Source organism: Streptomyces pallidus (ex Mingjun et al. 2026) (genome assembly GCF_051550185.1).
In the GTDB taxonomy this organism is placed as follows: Bacteria; Actinomycetota; Actinomycetes; order Streptomycetales; family Streptomycetaceae; genus Streptomyces.
This window is the reverse complement of sequence record NZ_CP196182.1, coordinates 375,279-390,662: the sequence shown is the minus strand read 5'-3', so window position 1 is coordinate 390,662 and position 15,384 is coordinate 375,279. Positions and strand designations below refer to the sequence as shown.

The window sequence follows — 15,384 nt, the reverse complement described above, 5'->3', positions numbered from 1 at the left end:
CGAGGTGTCTCGCGGGCCGCCTGTGGTGTTGGTCGGGCCGTCAGCCCTTGGGGGTGGGGATGATGACGGTCGGCCCCTTGTCCTCCGCGGAGATGTGGTGGCCGCCCTGCTGCCCCGTCTGGTGGTCGATGCCGGCCGCCGCGCCGAGCCCCAGCGCCAGCGCCGCGACGACGATCCCGATCGACTTGGTCAGCTTGCGTCCCATGTTTCCGCCCCCTGTGTCTGCGCCTGCTCTGTCCGACACCCCGAATATGGCTGGCGCACTTCCCCAGAGGTTCCCGCTCCGTTCCCGTCCCCGGGAACCGAACGGGAGCGGGCCCCTGGCCTGCGGGAACGAGCGGGACCGGGGGCGGCTGCGGTCACCTCCCTAGGGGTTGCGGTCGGTGTCCGTGGCGCCGCGGAGCCGGCAGGACAGCACGCGGGGGCCCTGGGGCGTCAGTGCGACCACGGTGTGCGCGGGCCCGGACTCGTGCCCCGCCATGTCGAGCAGGGCCCGTACCGAGGAGCGCAGCACGGCCCGGTCGCCCTCGGCGGGCTCGGGGGCCGGGCCGGTGCCGCTGCGGCGCCGGGCGGTGATGTGGGTGATGTGGTGCATGCCGGTCCGGGTCATGGTGTCGACGCCGAACTCGATCCCGTCCCAGCCGCGGTAGCCGCCGTCGGGGCCGCTGTGGCCGGCGCTCGCCGGGGGGCGTTCGGTGCCGATGTGCTCGGCCCACCGTTCGACGGCCGACAGGTCCTGGAGGGTACGGCTCAGTCGGCCCGCGGTCGGCGGCCGGTCCGGGTGTCCCACGTGATGCTCCTCTGCAACGGGCTGGTGCCTCGGGGGGACACGGTGCCGTCTGCCGGTCCTGTTCCCCTCCCGCCCCGTTCCCGGCTCCCGCGCCGCCCGGACCGGCACGGGGAACGGTGCCCCCGGTGCCGGTGCCGGTCGGCCGCGGGCCGCGGCACCAAGGGGCACCTTCGATCGGCAGTTTCACGCTCGTAGGCGCGAATTCATGGCTTCTCCCTATCGGATGGGGTTAGCGTCTTCATATTCCCTCACCCGGCGGCGCATCGGACCGGCTGTGTCCCGTCACGGCCGCTTTTCTTTTGCGCCGCCCACCGGAGCCTTTCGGAGGAACCGCACACATGAGGCAGATGGTAAATTGGCTGACGCCTTCGTTCGCCGCCCTTCACGACCGTCCGGGAATAGCCACCCTGGGTCCCGCTGGAACGAGCAGCGAAGTCGCCGCGGGCGTCGTCTGGCAGAGCCTGGACGGTACCGCCCCCGAGATGCGCAACATCGAGCTGCACCGGACGTACGAGGACGCGGCCGAAGCGCTCCTCAACCGTGACGTGAACTACCTGGTCGTGGCGAACGCGTACAGCGGGATCAGCGAGTTCTACATGAACACCCGACTCACGCTCGCCGGTGTCTTCGTGATGGACACCCCGCATTACGGAATCGCCCGGGTGCCCGGCCGGCCCGTCCCGGAGAGGCCGGTGGTCGCCACCCACCCGGCGCCGCGCCCGCTGGTGGACGAGCTCCTGCCGAGCGGCTTCACCGACCGCGAGATCCTACAGGTCACGTCGACGAGCATGGCCGCCGCGGCGGCGCGGGACGGCATCACGGACCTGGCCCTGACGACCAGACCGGCCGTCGAGGCCACCGGCCTGGAATTCATTTCCAGGACCCGCGTGATCAGGATGCTCTGGTCCGTCTTCACGACGGACGACGACGCGTTCACCCCGCTCGCCACGGAAACCGCCGACGTACGGAGGACGACCCATGCTCATGCTTGACGGGGAGGAGGTCCGTGCCGCTTTCCCCATGGCCGAGGCGATTTCCGTCATGGCGGACGCATTGCGCGGATTCTCCTCCGGAAAAGTGACCCAGCCGCTCCGTTCGGTCCTCGCGCCGCCTTCCGAGGAGGGGGTGTTCGCGATGATGCCGGCCCATGTGGAGGGCCTCGGATACGGATTCAAGGCCATCATGCACAATCCCGGGAACCGGGCCCGCGGACTCGGCACGCACATCGGCACGGTCTGCGTGTTCGACCCGGTCACCGGTGAATTGTCGGCGGTCCTCGACGGCAGCGCCGTCACGGCCGTTCGCACGGCCGCGGTATCCGCCGTGGCGACCCGGGCACTGGCCCGGGAGGATGCGGGCGATCTCGCGATTCTCGGCTCGGGAACCCAGGCCCGTACGCACCTCGAAGCCATGCGCCTGGTGCGGGACGTCCGCCGGGTCCGCGTGTGGTCGCGCACCGCGGACCACGCGCGGGCCTTCCGCGACTGGGCCGGCGGCCGGGGCGTGGCCGTGGAGGTCTCGGCCACCGCGCAGGACGCGCTGCGCGGCGCGGACCTGGTGTGCACGACGACCTCGGCGAGCGGGGCCGTCGTCCTGCCCGGGCACCTCGCCACGGGCGCCCACGTGAACGCCGTCGGCGCGTCGGTGCGCGGGGCCCGGGAACTGGCCCCCGCCGAGGTCGCCCGCTGCCGGATCTACGTGGACAGCAGGGAGTCGGCGCTCAACGAGTCCAGTGACCTCTGCGACCCGATCGCCGAAGGCCTGATCGGTGAGAAGGACATCAGGGGCGAGATCGGGGAAGTGCTCCTCGGCACGGCCGAAGGACGCACCGGGCCGGAGGAGATCACCTTGTTCAAGTCCCTGGGGCTGGCCGTCGAGGACGTCGCCGCCGGATTCTCGATCGTCACACGGGCGCGGGCACGGAAGGGCGGTACCGGTGCTGACGTCTGAGGTGCGGCCGTCGAGCCTGCGGGGCACCCGGCTCTTCGTCGTCGACGCGTTCGCGAAGCGCCCGTTCACGGGCAACCCGGCCGCGGTGTGCCTGCTGGAGGAGCCCCGGGACGCGACGTGGATGCAGTCCCTGGCCCGGGAGATGAACCTCTCCGAGACCGCGTTCGTCAGCGACCGCGGCGACGGGTACGAGCTGCGCTGGTTCACCCCGGTCAAGGAGGTCGACCTCTGCGGCCACGCGACCCTGGCCAGCGCCCACGTGCTGTGGCAGCGGGGGGCGCGGGAGCGGCAGATCGACTTCCACACCCGCAGCGGCGTCCTCAGCGTCCACCGCAACGGCCACGGGATCGTCATGCGCTTCCCGGCGGAGCGCGCGGTCGAGGCCGAGCGGCCGGCCGGCCTGTGCGAGGCGCTGGGCGTGGAACCCGTGTGGATCGGCCGGAACCGGTTCGACTACCTCGTGGAGGTCGCCGACGCGGAGGTGGTGGGCGACCTCAAGCCCGACTTCGCCGCCCTCGGCGGCGTGCCCACCCGCGGGGTGATCGTGACCGCCCGCGGCGCCTCCCACACGGAGTTCGACTTCGTCTCCCGGTTCTTCGCACCGGCGTACGGCGTCGACGAGGACCCGGTCACCGGGTCGGCCCACTGCTGCCTGGGCCCGTACTGGGCCGAGCGGCTGGGCCGTACCGAGCTGCGGGGCTACCAGATGTCCCGCCGCGGCGGAACGGTCCACGTCACCGTCGCCGACGACCACGTCCTGCTGGGCGGCACCGCGGTGACCATCACGGCCGGCACGTCCGTCCAGTGACCCGGCGCAACGCAACGCAACGGAACGGAACGGAAGGGGGGCACGCCGTGCCCGCGTACGTACTGGGGAACGTGACCACGCTGGAGACGAGCGCCGAACTCGCCGAGTACCGGCGCCTGGTGGGTGCCACGGTGGAACGGCACGGCGGGCGCTTCGTGATCAGGGGAGGGAAGGTCGACGTCTTCGAGGGCGACTGGTCCCCCGTCCACCTGACGCTGATGGAGTTCCCGGACGGCGCGAGCGCCCGCGCCTGGTTCGCGTCCCCCGAGTACCGCGCGATCGCGGGCCTGCGGACGGGCAGCGCGCGGACCGAGCTCGTCCTGCTCGAAAGCGCCGGCTGAGCCGCGCCGCGCCGGCACCGCCGAACCAGTTCGTCCACGCACGCATCCAGGAAGGTTCCGCTTCACGTGTTCACCATCTTCGACGACGAGCTCGACGCCCTCGCCCGGCGCTCGGTCGCTCAGCAACGCGAGTTCCACGACGGGCGGTGGAGCGGGGAACGCCTTGCGGCCCACCAGTGGCGCGGCCTCCGCGAGACCCTGCGCTACACCCGCAGCCGCTCCCCCTTCTACGCCGAGCGGCTGGCGGATCTCACGGAACCGGGGATCGACGGCCTGGACGCCGCCGAGTACGCCCGTACCGTGCCCTTCACCACCAAGCAGGACCTGCGGGACGGCCGGTACGACCTGCTCTCCAAGCCGGTGAGCGAGTCATGGGTGTTCTACGAGACCACCGGCACCACCGGCCCGGCCACTCCCTGCCCGCGGGACAACACCGACTCCGTCGTCAACAACGCCGCCCTCACGGTGGCCTACCGGGAGGTGTTCGACAAGCACGGCGACGACCACGTCGTCGCCGTGCTGGGGCCGACCGAACTGCACTCGACGGGCGACACCTTCGGCGACGTCTGCCGCAACCTCGGCCACGCCGTCGTCAAGATGTGGCCGCACTCCCCCGTCGTCGGCTTCGAGCGCGCCCTGCAGATGCTGCGCGAACTCCGCGTGACCGCGGTGTTCTGCACGCCGGGGATGGCGATGACCCTGGCCAAGGAGGCCCGCGAGGCGGGCCTCGACCCGGCCACCGACTTCGACCTGCGGCTGCTGATGTTCGTCGGTGAACTGGTCACCCCGCAGCTGCTGGAGAACCTCGGGAACCTCTGGGGCGCGCGGGCGTACAGCTGCATGTACGCCTCCCAGGAGGCCTCCATCCTCGGACTGGCACACGTCGACGGCCGGCTGCGCACCGTCCCGCAGAACGTGTACTACGAGGTCGTCGACCCGGACAGCGGGCAGCCCGTCGCACCGGACGCCCGGCAGGTGCGGGAGGGCGAACTGGTCGTCACGCACCTGTACCAGGGCGCCAAGCCCCTCGTGCGGTACCGGACCGGGGACCTGGTCCGGCTGGAGCCCACCGGCCCCGGGGAGAGCTACCCCTCGGAGGTCCTGACGCCGATGGGGCGCGTCCGCGATCGCATCGACCTCAACGGAAGGACCGTGACCGCCTACGAGCTGGAGGACTTCGTGCTGTCCCGGGTACGGGGCTGCCGCGACTACCACATCACCATCGGCCGGGAGTCCGGCGTCGACGTCCTCACCGTCGACCTCGAACTGGCCGCCCCCGACGAGGAGGCCGGCGCGGCGCTCGTCGCGTCGGCCGCGGACGCCTGGGGCTGCCCGCTGACCGTCCGCACCGCGCGGATCGGCGCGATCACCACGACCGGGGCCATGGTCAGCTGGAAGGCGGCGCGCGTGCAGGACCTGCGGACGGCGGTCGACGCCGAGCGCGAGGCGGCCCTGGCCATCGCCCGCAAGCGGGACGCGCGGTGAGCGCCGGGCGCAGTGCCGCCCCGGACCGCGGCCAGTGGGCGTTCCACGACGGCGCGTTCGTGCCCGCCGCCGAGGTGCGGCTGGGGCCGGGCCTCCAGGCCCTCCAGTACGGCACCGGCGTCTTCGAGGGCATCCGCGCGTACGCGGCCGGACCGGACACCTCCCACCTGTACCGGGCCCGTGACCACTTCAGCAGGATGATCTCCTCGGCGGGCCTCCTGCGCATCGCGGTCGGCCCGAGCGCCGACGAGCTGGTCGAGATCACCGCCGAACTGCTGCGGCGCAACGGCCACACGGGCGACGCGTACGTCCGGCCGCTCGCGTACAAGACGGCTTTGGAGCCGGGGGTGCCGTTCGGCGTCCGGCTGCAGGGGGTGTCCTCCTCGCTGACCGTGGTCAGCCTGCCGATGGGCAGCTACGTACCGAAGGAGGGCATCTCCTGCGGGGTGTCCTCCTGGCGGCGCATCCCGGACAGCTCGCTGCCCGCCCGGGCGAAGATCACCGGCGCGTACGCCAACAACGCGCTGGCCACCGACGAGGCGACGCAGGCCGGATACGACGACGCGGTCTTCCTCAACCAGGCCGGACACGTGGCCGAGGCCAGCACGGCCAACGTCTTCCTCGTCCGCGCCGGACGCGTCGCGACCCCGTCCCACGCCTCCGACATCCTGGAGGGCATCACCCGGGACTCGGTGATCTCGCTGCTGCGGCGGGACGAGGGCGTCGAGGTCGAGCAGCGCACGGTCCTGCGGTCGGAGCTCGGCACGGCCGACGAGATCTTCCTGACCGGCACCGGCTGCGAGATCGTCCCCGTGACCTCGATGGACGGCCGCCCGGTGGGCTCCGGTGCCCCGGGCCCCGTCACGCGGAGGGTGATGGACGCCTACGAGCGTGCGGTCCGCGCCCGGGACCCCCACACCGCCGACTGGCTGACGCCGGTCCACAGGACGGCGGTCCGCCTCTGAGGAGCGCCGGAGCGCGAGGAGAGCACGAGAGCAGGCAGGCACGCAGGGAAGCCACGGAAGGAGAAGGAAATGATCCGCCACACCGTCCTGTTCCGCTTCAAGCCCGGCATCGACTGGTCCGATCCCCGGGCGGGGGCGGCCGAAGCGGCCACGGCCGGCCACCCGGACCGGATCGAGGAGATCCTCGGCTGGGAGTACGGGCGCAACCTGACCGATCGGCCGGTGGCCTACGACTTCGCGCTGATCGGCACGTTCGCCGACCGGGAGGCCGTCGACCGCTACCTGATCCACCCCGATCACGTCCGCGGCGTCGGACTGTGGCGCGAGATCGCCACCTGGGTGGTCGCGGACTTCGCGGCGGCGGGGATCCGTTCCAGTACGCCGCCGGCGAAGACGTCGTAGAGCGGCAGCGTCTCCAGGTGCACGTAGCCGATGTGGCAGTCGCAGACGGCCAGCGGGCAGGGACGCGGGCCCAGCGCGGCGCGGTAGGAGCCGTCGTAGAGGTTGCCGAGCTCGGCGCGGACGAAGTGGCAGCGGCGGACGGTGCCCTCGCCGTCCACCGACACCACCGACCGGCCCGTGCGGCAGGGCAGGCCGGCGGAGCGGTGCGGGTGCCGGCTGTACGGGAAGAGGGGGTCCAGGGCGGTCCAGGTGTCGGCCTCGGCGTCCGTGTAGGTGTGGCCCTCGGCGGCGTTGACCCACAGGTAGACGTGCGCCGGCAGGTCGGCTCGGAGGCGGCGGGCGTGCGCGAGGTTCTCCGGCAGGCCGACGATGCCGATGCTGTGGCGGACACCGCGCTCGGCGAGGTCCCGGACCTTCGACAGGAAGCGGTCGTAGGGCGTCTGGCCGGGGTGGTACGTGCACCACAGGGCGAGCGCGTCGAGGTCGGCCCCGGCGAGCCAGTCGGTGCGGCAGCTGAGGTTGGTCTGGATCGCGACGCGTTCGACGTGCGGCCGGTGCGAGAGGTCGACCAGGGCGCGCCGGTACCAGGAGCGGACCAGACCCTCGCCCCAGGGGGTGAACAGCAGCGACAGGCGGTCGTCGGTGGCGGCCGCCGCCCAGTCGGTGAAGCGTTCGAGGGCGGCCCGGTCGGCGCGCAGGAGGGCGGGGCTGTCGCGGCGCTTGGCGAAGGGGCAGTACGGGCAGTCGTAGTCGCAGGAGGCGAGGGGGCCGCGGTAGAGGATCGTGAGGTCCATGGGCGGAGCCCTACTTCGGTGCGTAGGCGGCGATGGCGGCGCGGACGGCGGGCGAGAAGAGGGCGGGGCCGAGCGCGTCGGAGTGCGCGAGGCCGTCCGGGGTGAGGCGCAGCAGGCCGGCGGGCCCGCACCCCGGGTCGGCGGTCTCCTCCAGCCAGCCGCGGGCGGCGAAGTCCCCGAGTTCGGCGGGGAAGTCGTCGTACGGGTGGGTGCCGAAGCGCTCGCGGTAGTCGGCGACGGGCATGCCCCGTGCCTGGAGGAGGGACTGCAGGAGGTGCCGGCGGCGGGCCTCGTCCCCGTCGACGTACCGGCCGTGGACGGCGTGCCCGAAGTCGGCGGTGGCGGTGTAGTCGTCGACGATCGCCCGTATCTCGCCCATGTCGACGGCGTAGTCGAAGGAGTAGTGGAGGGCGGAGGTGTAGGAGCGGGCGCCGCAGCCCAGGCCGATCATGCCGTCGGTTTGGCAGGCGTGGTCGTCGGGTCCCTGAGGGGCTGCGCCGGGGCGGCGGAACATGCGCATCGACACCTGCTCGTAGCCGTGCGCGAGGAGGTGGTCGCGGCCCTGCCGGTAGAGGGCGAGGCGCTGCTCGTCCCATGCGCGGTCGGTGTGGGCGGTGCGGCGGGCGAGGCCGGTCAGCGGGCGGACGTAGAGGGGGTAGAGGTACAGCTCCTCGGGTGCCCAGGCGAGGGCGGCGTCGAGGGAGGTGCGCCAGGGGGCGGGGGTCTGGCCGTCGATGCCGTAGATGAGGTCGATGTTGAGGACCGGTATGCGGGCCTCGCGGACCCGGCCGAGGGCGGCCTCGACGTCGGCGCGGCGCTGGGGCCGTACGGCGGCCCGGGCTTCCGCGTCGACGAAGCTCTGGACGCCGAGGCTGAGGCGGGTGGTGCCGCGCTCGGCGAGGACGGCGAGCCGGTCGGCGGTCGCGGTGGCGGGCGAGGCCTCGACGGAGAGCGGGACGGCGCGCAGGTCGGCGCCCATGCGCCGCTCGGCGATGTCGCACAGGCGGGTCAGCTCGTCCGCGGTGAGGAACGTGGGCGTGCCACCGCCGAACGCGGCGTTGGCGAACCGGACCGGCCCGTCGTCGCCGAGCGCCTCGCGGGTGGCGGCGGCCTGGCGGTCGAGGGCGTCGAGGTAGCGGCCGGTGAGGCCGTCGGGGGCGCCGATACGGGTGAACAGGTTGCAGAAGCCGCAGCGGACCTCGCAGAACGGTATGTGGAGGTAGAGGGAGAGGGCGTCCTTGGTCTCGCCGCGCCACAGGTCGCGCAGCGCGGGGCGGTCGGGCAGCGGCCGGTACGCGGTCTTGTGGGGGTAGGCGTAGACGTAGCTCTCGTACGGGCGCACCGCGGGCGCCGTCACGGGGACGGGAGCGGGAGCGGGAGCGGGGACGGGCGCGGGGACGGGCGCGGCGGGGGCGGCGGGGGCGGTCATGCGGACGGCTCCAGGAAGAAGTGGGCGTACGGCACGGTCCACACGGCCTCGTGGGCCAGGCGGTGGCCGGTGTAGCCGTCGTCGCCGTAGGTCGTGCCGTGGTCGGAGCAGACGATGGCGAAGCAGCGGCGCCGGGAGCTCATCGCGGCGAACAGCCGGCCGATGTGCCGGTCGACGTACTCCAGGGCGGCGGCGTGGCTGGCGCGGGTGTCCCCGGCCTCACGGGTGGCGCCGGGGAGGTGGAACCAGTTGGGCTGGTGCAGCGCCGAGGCGTTGAGGAAGAGGAACAGCCGCTGGTCGGCGGGGAGTGCGGCGACGACCTGCTCGGCGCGCTCGACCTGGGCCTCGAAGGAGGTGGGGGACGCCACGCCGAAGCCGGGCTCCCAGTGGCTCTCCTGGAACATGCCGGGGAGTACGCCGCCCAGGGCGCCCTGCTTGTTGAAGAAGCCGACTCCGCCGATGCAGACCGTGCGGTACCCGGCCGCGGCGAGGCCGGAGACCAGGTCGGGGGTGTCGAAGACGTACGTGCGCCCCGCGGTGGTCTCGCTACCGGCGAAGCGCGCGGCGAACAGCCGCGGGTGCGGTCCGGGCGCGGCGGGCGTGGGCAGGAACCCGGCGAACATCGCCTGGTGGGAGGCGTAGGTGAAGCTGCCGGGGGCGTGCCGCCGCTCCCAGGCGCCGCCGGGCAGGTGGCGGGCGAGGTGCGGGATGCGGCCGGCGGCGGCCAGCTCGACGGCGACGTCGTGGCGGAGGGTGTCGAGGGTGAGCAGGAGCAGGTCGTCGCGGCCGACGACCTCGTTCATGTCGGGCTCGTCCGCGTCGGGCCCGTTCGGGCCGGACGCGTTCGTGCCGGGCAGGCCCTCGGGGGGCAGGCCCTCCGGGGGCAGCGGGTCGGTGTCAGGCAGGTGCACGGTGGTTCCTTGCGATGTGGTGCGGTGCGGCGGCGACCTGGGCCGCGTAGGTGTCGAGGCCCTCGGCCCCGCTTCCGGGCAGGCCGGTGAGACCGGGCAGCAGGTCGCCGAAGGCGTTGACCTCGGCGACGGCGAACCGCCGCCAGCCGACGGCGGGCAGCAGGTCGACGCCGACGCACAGGGTGCCGGGGAAGCAGGCCGCGGCCCGTTCGCAGATGTCGAGCGCGTCGGCCCAGCGGGGGCCCGCGGCTTCGGCGACGGCCGCGAGGTCGCCGCGGCTGCCGCCGAGGTGGAGGTTGGTCATGGGCGAGCGGCTGGTGCGGACGACGGCGTGGGTGGCGCGGCCGGCCACGACGACCACGCGCAGGTCCGCGGCCCGGCCGCCGAGGGAGGCCTTGGGCCACCAGCGTTCGAGGTGCAGCCCGTCGGGGGCGAGGGCGTCGACCAGGGCGGCGGTCTCCCGCTCGCTGGTGATGCGCCGCACGCGCAGGGAGTTGTGCAGGCCGCCGTCCTCGGCCGCCTCGACGGAGGTGGTGGCCCGGATCCGGCCCCGGCCGGCCGTCTCGACGGCGACGACACCGGACGCGGAGGAGCCGTGGGCGGGTTTGAGGAACGCGCGGGGCATGGCGTGCGCGGCCATCAGGTCCCGTACGTCGGCCCAGCCGCGCACGGGCACGGCCCCGCCGGAGGTCGGGGACGCCGGTACGGGCACTCCCGCGCGGTCGAGGGCGCGGTGGCAGTGCCGCTTGTCGAACAGGACGGCCAGTTCGTCGGGGTCGTCGAGGCGGAGGCCGCCGCTCATGGTCCGGACGGCCGCGGTGAAGCGGGCGTACCAGCGGGCGCCGCCCTCGACCCGGGTGGGGTCGGCGACGCCGCGCAGGAGCCGGTCGACCTCGGGGTCCTCCCCCGGCGAGTCGAGGCGTACGAGCTCGTCGGCGGCGAAGGCCGCACCGCCCCCGCGCAGGACGGAGGCCCAGGGCACGATGCGGGGCGCGGGCTGTCCCGCCTCGCGTACGGCCCGGGTGAACAGGGCGACGCGGCGGTTCTCCGGGTTGCCGACGACCGCCCAGCGCGGGGGTGCGTGCTGCGTCACGGCCGGCTCGCTACTCGCCGACGGCGACGAAGCGCCAGGTGCGCCCGTCCCACTCGTCCTCCTCGGCGTGGCCCCGGTCGAGGTCGAGGGTGACGCCGGCGCCCTCCAGGGTGTCCTGGAAGCGCTGCTTCAGCGGGTCGCTGAGGTAGTTGTGGTGCAGGTCGAGCTTCTTGAGGTGGGAGAGGGGCTGGCCGCCGAGGAGGGCCGCGCCGCCCTCGTCGGTGAGGACGCCCATGGACAGGTCGAGGGTCTCCAGCCGGGCGACCACGGGTGCGGACGCCATGGCCGTGGCGATCTCGTCCTGGTACTCGCTGTTGCGCAGGGCCAGGTGGCGCAGGCTGGGCAGGCGGTCGCCGTCGATGATGGGCGCGACGTCGGAGAGCTGGCTGTCCCCGCCGTACTCGTCCGTGCCGAGCCAGAGGTCGAGGTGCTCCAGGGACGGCAGGTCGCTCGCGGCGATGTTGCGGACCACCCGGGCCGGCAGGCCGCCGGTCTCGACGGTGAGGGAGCGCAGCCGCCGGTGGGTGAAGGGCGGGACGACGAGGCTGGTGCCGCCGCGGACCCCGAATTCCTCCAGCGCCGGGAACGCGTCGAGGAGCGGGCCGACGTCACCCTGGACGATCCAGGAGATCTCGCATTCTTCGGACACCATGTCCCCGAGGAAGAGGGCGCGCAGGGCCGGCAGTTCGTCACGGGCTTCGACGAGCGCCTCGATGATGTCCTCCGGCCCGCTGTCGTAGGCGCTGTCCCAGGATCCGACGACGATCGCGCGGACGAGGGTGGTGTCGACGGCGGCGGTGAAGCGTGCGAACGCCTCGGGCCAGGTCTCCTCGGCGTCGTAGGCGTCGGCGGCGATGCGCCAGGCCACGGCGTCCGCCTCGGGCAGGGTCGGGTCCTCGTCGTCCGGGCCGGGGAAGGTGAAGACGGGGAGGCCGTACGACTCCGTCAGATGCCTCGCGTAGCTCATGGTTCCCCGCCGTTCCTGGTGTGCTGTGTGCGCAGCGTGTGCCGCGTGTGCGCCGCGTCGATGTGCTGCCAGTTGTAGCAAGCGGCTCCGACACCGCCCCTGTCGGGGGCGGCGGACGGCCGCTGTCAGACCCCCGCCCTAGCGTGGTGAGGGAGGCGGCGCACCTGGCGGCGCGTGGGGAGGGGACAGGTATGTACCGGCAGGGGGACGTGCTCATCGTGCCGCTCGCGGAGTCGGCGGTGCCGGCGCACGCGGCCGAAGGACCGGGGGAACCGCGCGACGGGCGGGGCCGCATGGTGCTGGCGAAGGGCGAGGTGACGGGGCACGCGCACGCGGTGGTGGGCCCTGGCCGCCTCGTACGGGAGCCGGGCCCGTTCGGCCCGCAGCTGCTGCACCTGCCCGACGGCGGCCGCGTGGTGCACGAGGAGCACGCCGCGATACCGCTGCCGAAGGGCTGGTACCGGGTGGTGCGCCAGCGGGAGTACGTACCGGGCGCCGTACGCATCGTGGCGGACTGAGGGGGCGTGACGCGATGAGCACGAAGACCGTGAAGACGGAGACCGCAGAGACCGTAGCGGCCTGGACGGACGAAACCGACGCGTGGCGGGCGGCCGCGGTCGCCACCGGGGCCGCTGACCGCGCGGCCGCGGAGGCAGGGGTGCGCCTGGCCTACCGGGCGGCCGGCCTGCCGGAGCCCGAGCGGATCGTGTGGGCGGACTCGCCCCGGGCCGCGGTCCGCCTGCTGGGCGACCCCGACGGGGCGTGGGGGACGCGGGTCAGGGGGCGCAGCGTCCGCGAGGGGGTGCGCAGCCGGCCGTGGGCGGCCGAGCGCGAGCGGCTGCACGGGCTGCTGGGACCGCTGGGCTGGGGGCGGCGCTGGGCCGCGACCGGCGGCCGCCTGTGGGAGAACACCGAGCGGCTGGCGGACCGGATCCGGGCGGGGTTGGTCGAGGAGCTGGCGGAGGACCGCTCCGAGGAGGCCGAGGTGCGGCTGCTGCTCCTCGACGCGGTGCTCGGCCAGCACGACGCGGCCTGGCTGTGCGCGTTCGGGCCGGGGGCGGGTACCCCGCTCGCGGGGCTGGCGGCGGTGGCCCGGTCGGCCGGCTGGTGGTGGCCGTACGAGTCGCTGGCCGTGGTGTGCGAGCGGCCGGTGGAGCTGCACCGGGACGAGGCGGGCCGCCTGGACCGCGCCGACGGCCCGGCCCTGGCGTTCCCGGACGGCTTCGCGCTGCACGCGTGGCGCGGGATGCCCGTACCGGCCGGGTTCCTGGCGGAGCTGGACGCGCTGACGCCGGAGCGCATCCGCGCGGAGGAGAACGCGGAGCTGCGCCGGGTGATGCTGGAGCACTACGGCTACGACCGCTACCTCGACGAGTCGGGGGCGGAGCCGGTGCAGCGGGACGGGGCGGGCGTGCTGTGGCGCATACCCCTGCCGGACGACGAGGACGTCGTCATGGTGGAGGTCGTCAACTCGACGCCGGAGCCGGACGGTACGCACCGGACGTACTGGCTGCGGGTGCCCCCGGACACCCGGACCGCCCGGCAGGGCGTGGCCTGGACCTTCGGGATCGCCGCCGACGCGTACGAGCCGCTGCGCGAGACCTGACGGCACGACCGCCACACGCACACCACCCGTCGGGCCCACCACGCAGGAGTGGCAGCGCCGCAACGCGCCGTGGAGTCGGTCGAGGCACTGCCTTCTAGGCGGCGCCGGCCTCCCTCGCGGTGGCACCCTTCCGCCACTCGCGGCCGACGCTCCGGATCAGCGCCGGGTACACCCCGAGGTACCGGAAGGGCTTGATGCCCAGCATGTACAGGGAGCCGAGGCGCCCGTTCGGCTTCACCAGGACGGCCATCTGGCCGCGGTGGCCGCCCGACCCGTCCGGGACCCAGCTGATGTGCATCACCCCGTGCATCGTCCTGTTGGCCATCTCCGCCGCCCACTCGTCGTGCGTCTGGTAGACGGAGGTGAAGGGAACCGCCTTCAGGTCCGGCCCGCGCGCGCCCTCGCGGAGGTCCGCGGGCAGCCGGTCGCGCAGGGTCGGCACCCGGGATCCGAGGCCGTCCGCGGGGTCGTCCCAGCCGAACAGGGCCCCGAGCTTCCAGCGGAGGGCGAACAGCGCCCGCCCGACGGGCGAGGGAACGGGATCCCCCTCGCCGTTCGCGAAGTGGTCCACCAGCAACGCCAGGTCGTCGGGTCCCCCGGGGGTCGGCAGCGCCCAGACGTCCTCGACGTGGAAGTCGCCGGCGATCTCGTGAATCCGCCAGGGGCGGGATGTGTGGGCGGTTTTCGGGAGTCTCACGAGCAAGCCCCTATCTATACGATGCCGTATGGAAGAAGGCTAGCACTGATCCATACGGGACCGTATAGATCGGTGGGACGTGAGGGGAGACACACCGTGGGCGCCACCCGCACACCACGCGTCAAGTGGATCGAGGAGGGGCTCCGGGCGCTCGCCGCCGGCGGCCCCGAGGCCGTCCGGATCGAGGCGCTGGCCCAGGCCCTCGGCGTCAGCAAGGGCGGCTTCTACGGGTACTTCCGCAACCGGGGCGCCCTGCTCGACGAAATGCTCGACACGTGGGAGCGCGCGGTCACCGAGGCGGTGATCGAGCAGGTCGAGAACGGCGGCGGGGACGCGCGGGCCAGGCTGGACCGGTTGTTCACGCTCGTCGCCTCGATCGGCGACGAGCCGGCGACGGGCGTGGCCCTCGACCTCGCGATCCGCGACTGGGCCCGGCGCGAGAAGGGCGTCGCGGAACGGCTGCGCCGCGTCGACAACCGGCGCATGGACTACCTGCGTTCGCTGTTCCGCGAGTTCTGCCCCGACGAGGACGACGTCGAGGTCCGCTGCATGCTCACGTTCTCGGTGCGGCTCGGCAGCTACGTCGTCGCCGCCGACCACGGCGCCCGCACCCGCGACGAGGTGATGGACCTGACGAGGCAGTGGCTCCTGCGCTAGGCCCGTCCCGGACCCTGCTCCCCCGGCTACCGCCGGGATGGTGCCCACACAGCCGCACGCACCGCTGCGCCCGCTCTACTCCACCGTCAGGTGCGCGGAGCCGGCGCCGAGCTCGGGAGCGGCGTGGAGCTGGGGCTCGACGTCGGGACCGGCCCGCGGGTAGGGGTCGGCGCAGCGGTCGGGACCGGCATGCATGTAGTGCTCGACGTCGGAACCGGCACGAGGGTCGGGGCTGGCGTGCGGGTCGCAGTCGGTGTGTACGTCGGGGCCGGCGCGGAGGTCGGCACCGGCGAGTACGTGGGGCCGGACGTCGAAGTCGGCGTGGACGTCGGGGTCGGTGTGTACGTCGGGACCGGCGCGGAGGTCGGCACCGGCGAGTACGTGGGACCTGACGTCGAAGTCGGCGTGCATGTGGGGCTCGGTATCGGAGCCGACGTATGGGAAGAGGCCTCGGCCGTGCCGGTCGCGAGAGCGAGGCCGGCCGCTAAG

At 73.6% G+C, this 15,384-nt stretch carries 19 protein-coding genes; 10 read left to right on the top strand and 9 right to left on the bottom strand.

The window, feature by feature from the left end:
- Window positions 1-40 precede the first annotated feature (40 nt).
- On the bottom strand, window positions 41-205 hold the full coding sequence (locus ACSHWO_RS36580; RefSeq protein ID WP_361094405.1) for a hypothetical protein: 165 nt from the start codon (window positions 203-205) through the stop codon (window positions 41-43).
- A gap of 162 nt (window positions 206-367) precedes the next feature.
- Window positions 368-790, bottom strand: a complete 423-nt coding sequence (locus ACSHWO_RS36575) for a hypothetical protein (RefSeq protein WP_438319599.1) — start codon at window positions 788-790, stop codon at window positions 368-370.
- A gap of 338 nt (window positions 791-1,128) precedes the next feature.
- Between ACSHWO_RS36575 and ACSHWO_RS36570 the strand changes: the two genes are divergently transcribed.
- The 7 genes from ACSHWO_RS36570 (at window position 1,129) to ACSHWO_RS36540 (ending at window position 6,741) form a co-directional block, all read left to right on the top strand.
- Complete coding sequence (locus ACSHWO_RS36570) at window positions 1,129-1,782, top strand: hypothetical protein (protein WP_385835986.1); 654 nt, start codon at window positions 1,129-1,131, stop codon at window positions 1,780-1,782.
- Complete coding sequence (locus ACSHWO_RS36565) at window positions 1,769-2,740, top strand: ornithine cyclodeaminase family protein (protein ID WP_385835981.1); 972 nt, start codon at window positions 1,769-1,771, stop codon at window positions 2,738-2,740. The genes ACSHWO_RS36570 and ACSHWO_RS36565 overlap by 14 nt, the downstream gene beginning before the upstream one ends.
- The gene (locus tag ACSHWO_RS36560) at window positions 2,730-3,548 is read left to right on the top strand and encodes a PhzF family phenazine biosynthesis protein (RefSeq protein WP_438319833.1); all 819 of its coding nucleotides are present in this window, start codon (window positions 2,730-2,732) and stop codon (window positions 3,546-3,548) included. Before ACSHWO_RS36565 ends, ACSHWO_RS36560 begins: the two co-directional genes overlap by 11 nt.
- Window positions 3,549-3,595: 47 nt before the next feature.
- Entirely contained in the window at window positions 3,596-3,889 is a 294-nt protein-coding gene (locus tag ACSHWO_RS36555) for a DUF1330 domain-containing protein (RefSeq protein WP_361094420.1), read from the top strand.
- 66 nt (window positions 3,890-3,955) lie between these two features.
- Window positions 3,956-5,374 carry a phenylacetate--CoA ligase family protein gene (locus tag ACSHWO_RS36550; protein ID WP_385835966.1) on the top strand — a complete coding sequence of 473 codons (1,419 nt, stop codon included), beginning with the start codon at window positions 3,956-3,958 and terminating at the stop codon, window positions 5,372-5,374.
- Window positions 5,371-6,339, top strand: coding sequence for a branched-chain amino acid transaminase (locus ACSHWO_RS36545; RefSeq protein ID WP_438319598.1), 969 nt, complete (start codon window positions 5,371-5,373; stop codon window positions 6,337-6,339). The genes ACSHWO_RS36550 and ACSHWO_RS36545 overlap by 4 nt, the downstream gene beginning before the upstream one ends.
- Before the next feature lie 69 nt (window positions 6,340-6,408).
- Window positions 6,409-6,741, top strand: a complete 333-nt coding sequence (locus ACSHWO_RS36540; protein WP_404240185.1) for a Dabb family protein — start codon at window positions 6,409-6,411, stop codon at window positions 6,739-6,741.
- Here the strand turns inward: ACSHWO_RS36540 and ACSHWO_RS36535 are convergent.
- The 5 genes from ACSHWO_RS36535 to ACSHWO_RS36515 form a co-directional block, all read right to left on the bottom strand.
- Window positions 6,636-7,535: an STM4011 family radical SAM protein gene (locus tag ACSHWO_RS36535; RefSeq protein WP_438319597.1), complete on the bottom strand. Its 900-nt coding sequence runs from the start codon at window positions 7,533-7,535 to the stop codon at window positions 6,636-6,638. The two genes, ACSHWO_RS36540 and ACSHWO_RS36535, sit on opposite strands and share 106 nt — an antisense overlap.
- A 10-nt stretch (window positions 7,536-7,545) precedes the next feature.
- A complete protein-coding gene (locus ACSHWO_RS36530; protein ID WP_438319596.1) occupies window positions 7,546-8,964 on the bottom strand; it encodes an STM4012 family radical SAM protein in 1,419 nt (472 codons plus the stop codon).
- Complete coding sequence (locus tag ACSHWO_RS36525) at window positions 8,961-9,767, bottom strand: STM4013/SEN3800 family hydrolase (RefSeq protein ID WP_361094739.1); 807 nt, start codon at window positions 9,765-9,767, stop codon at window positions 8,961-8,963. The genes ACSHWO_RS36530 and ACSHWO_RS36525 overlap by 4 nt, the downstream gene beginning before the upstream one ends.
- A gap of 94 nt (window positions 9,768-9,861) precedes the next feature.
- Window positions 9,862-10,968, bottom strand: a complete 1,107-nt coding sequence (locus ACSHWO_RS36520; RefSeq protein ID WP_438319595.1) for an STM4014 family protein — start codon at window positions 10,966-10,968, stop codon at window positions 9,862-9,864.
- 10 nt (window positions 10,969-10,978) lie between these two features.
- On the bottom strand, window positions 10,979-11,935 hold the full coding sequence (locus ACSHWO_RS36515; RefSeq protein WP_438319594.1) for an STM4015 family protein: 957 nt from the start codon (window positions 11,933-11,935) through the stop codon (window positions 10,979-10,981).
- A gap of 191 nt (window positions 11,936-12,126) precedes the next feature.
- On the opposite strand from ACSHWO_RS36515, the gene ACSHWO_RS36510 reads away from it, so the two are divergent.
- Both ACSHWO_RS36510 and ACSHWO_RS36505 read left to right on the top strand, forming a co-directional pair.
- Complete coding sequence (locus ACSHWO_RS36510; protein ID WP_361094441.1) at window positions 12,127-12,453, top strand: hypothetical protein; 327 nt, start codon at window positions 12,127-12,129, stop codon at window positions 12,451-12,453.
- A gap of 14 nt (window positions 12,454-12,467) precedes the next feature.
- Entirely contained in the window at window positions 12,468-13,541 is a 1,074-nt protein-coding gene (locus ACSHWO_RS36505) for a DUF6745 domain-containing protein (protein ID WP_361094444.1), read from the top strand.
- Between the two features lie 94 nt (window positions 13,542-13,635).
- Here ACSHWO_RS36505 and ACSHWO_RS36500 read toward each other — a convergent pair whose 3' ends face one another.
- Window positions 13,636-14,238, bottom strand: coding sequence for a DUF2867 domain-containing protein (locus ACSHWO_RS36500; RefSeq protein ID WP_438319593.1), 603 nt, complete (start codon window positions 14,236-14,238; stop codon window positions 13,636-13,638).
- 96 nt (window positions 14,239-14,334) lie between these two features.
- On the opposite strand from ACSHWO_RS36500, the gene ACSHWO_RS36495 reads away from it, so the two are divergent.
- Window positions 14,335-14,895, top strand: a complete 561-nt coding sequence (locus tag ACSHWO_RS36495; RefSeq protein ID WP_438319592.1) for a TetR/AcrR family transcriptional regulator — start codon at window positions 14,335-14,337, stop codon at window positions 14,893-14,895.
- 75 nt (window positions 14,896-14,970) lie between these two features.
- Here the strand turns inward: ACSHWO_RS36495 and ACSHWO_RS36490 are convergent, their stop codons facing one another.
- The gene (locus ACSHWO_RS36490; RefSeq protein WP_438319591.1) at window positions 14,971-15,306 is read right to left on the bottom strand and encodes a hypothetical protein; all 336 of its coding nucleotides are present in this window, start codon (window positions 15,304-15,306) and stop codon (window positions 14,971-14,973) included.
- Window positions 15,307-15,384 lie beyond the last annotated feature (78 nt).

Excerpts from the sequence above, each read along its gene's own strand:
- ACSHWO_RS36490 (WP_438319591.1), bottom strand. The coding sequence starts at position 15,306 with ATGCACGCCGACTTCGACGTCAGGTCCCACGTACTCGCCGGTGCCGAC.
- ACSHWO_RS36525 (WP_361094739.1), bottom strand. The coding sequence starts at position 9,767 with ATGAACGAGGTCGTCGGCCGCGACGACCTGCTCCTGCTCACCCTCGAC.
- ACSHWO_RS36530 (WP_438319596.1), bottom strand. The coding sequence starts at position 8,964 with ATGACCGCCCCCGCCGCCCCCGCCGCGCCCGTCCCCGCGCCCGTCCCC.
- ACSHWO_RS36580 (WP_361094405.1), bottom strand. The coding sequence starts at position 205 with ATGGGACGCAAGCTGACCAAGTCGATCGGGATCGTCGTCGCGGCGCTG.
- ACSHWO_RS36505 (WP_361094444.1), top strand. The coding sequence starts at position 12,468 with ATGAGCACGAAGACCGTGAAGACGGAGACCGCAGAGACCGTAGCGGCC.
- ACSHWO_RS36535 (WP_438319597.1), bottom strand. The coding sequence starts at position 7,535 with ATGGACCTCACGATCCTCTACCGCGGCCCCCTCGCCTCCTGCGACTAC.
- ACSHWO_RS36570 (WP_385835986.1), top strand. The coding sequence starts at position 1,129 with ATGAGGCAGATGGTAAATTGGCTGACGCCTTCGTTCGCCGCCCTTCAC.
- ACSHWO_RS36515 (WP_438319594.1), bottom strand. The coding sequence starts at position 11,935 with ATGAGCTACGCGAGGCATCTGACGGAGTCGTACGGCCTCCCCGTCTTC.
- ACSHWO_RS36540 (WP_404240185.1), top strand. The coding sequence starts at position 6,409 with ATGATCCGCCACACCGTCCTGTTCCGCTTCAAGCCCGGCATCGACTGG.
- ACSHWO_RS36565 (WP_385835981.1), top strand. The coding sequence starts at position 1,769 with ATGCTCATGCTTGACGGGGAGGAGGTCCGTGCCGCTTTCCCCATGGCC.
- ACSHWO_RS36510 (WP_361094441.1), top strand. The coding sequence starts at position 12,127 with ATGTACCGGCAGGGGGACGTGCTCATCGTGCCGCTCGCGGAGTCGGCG.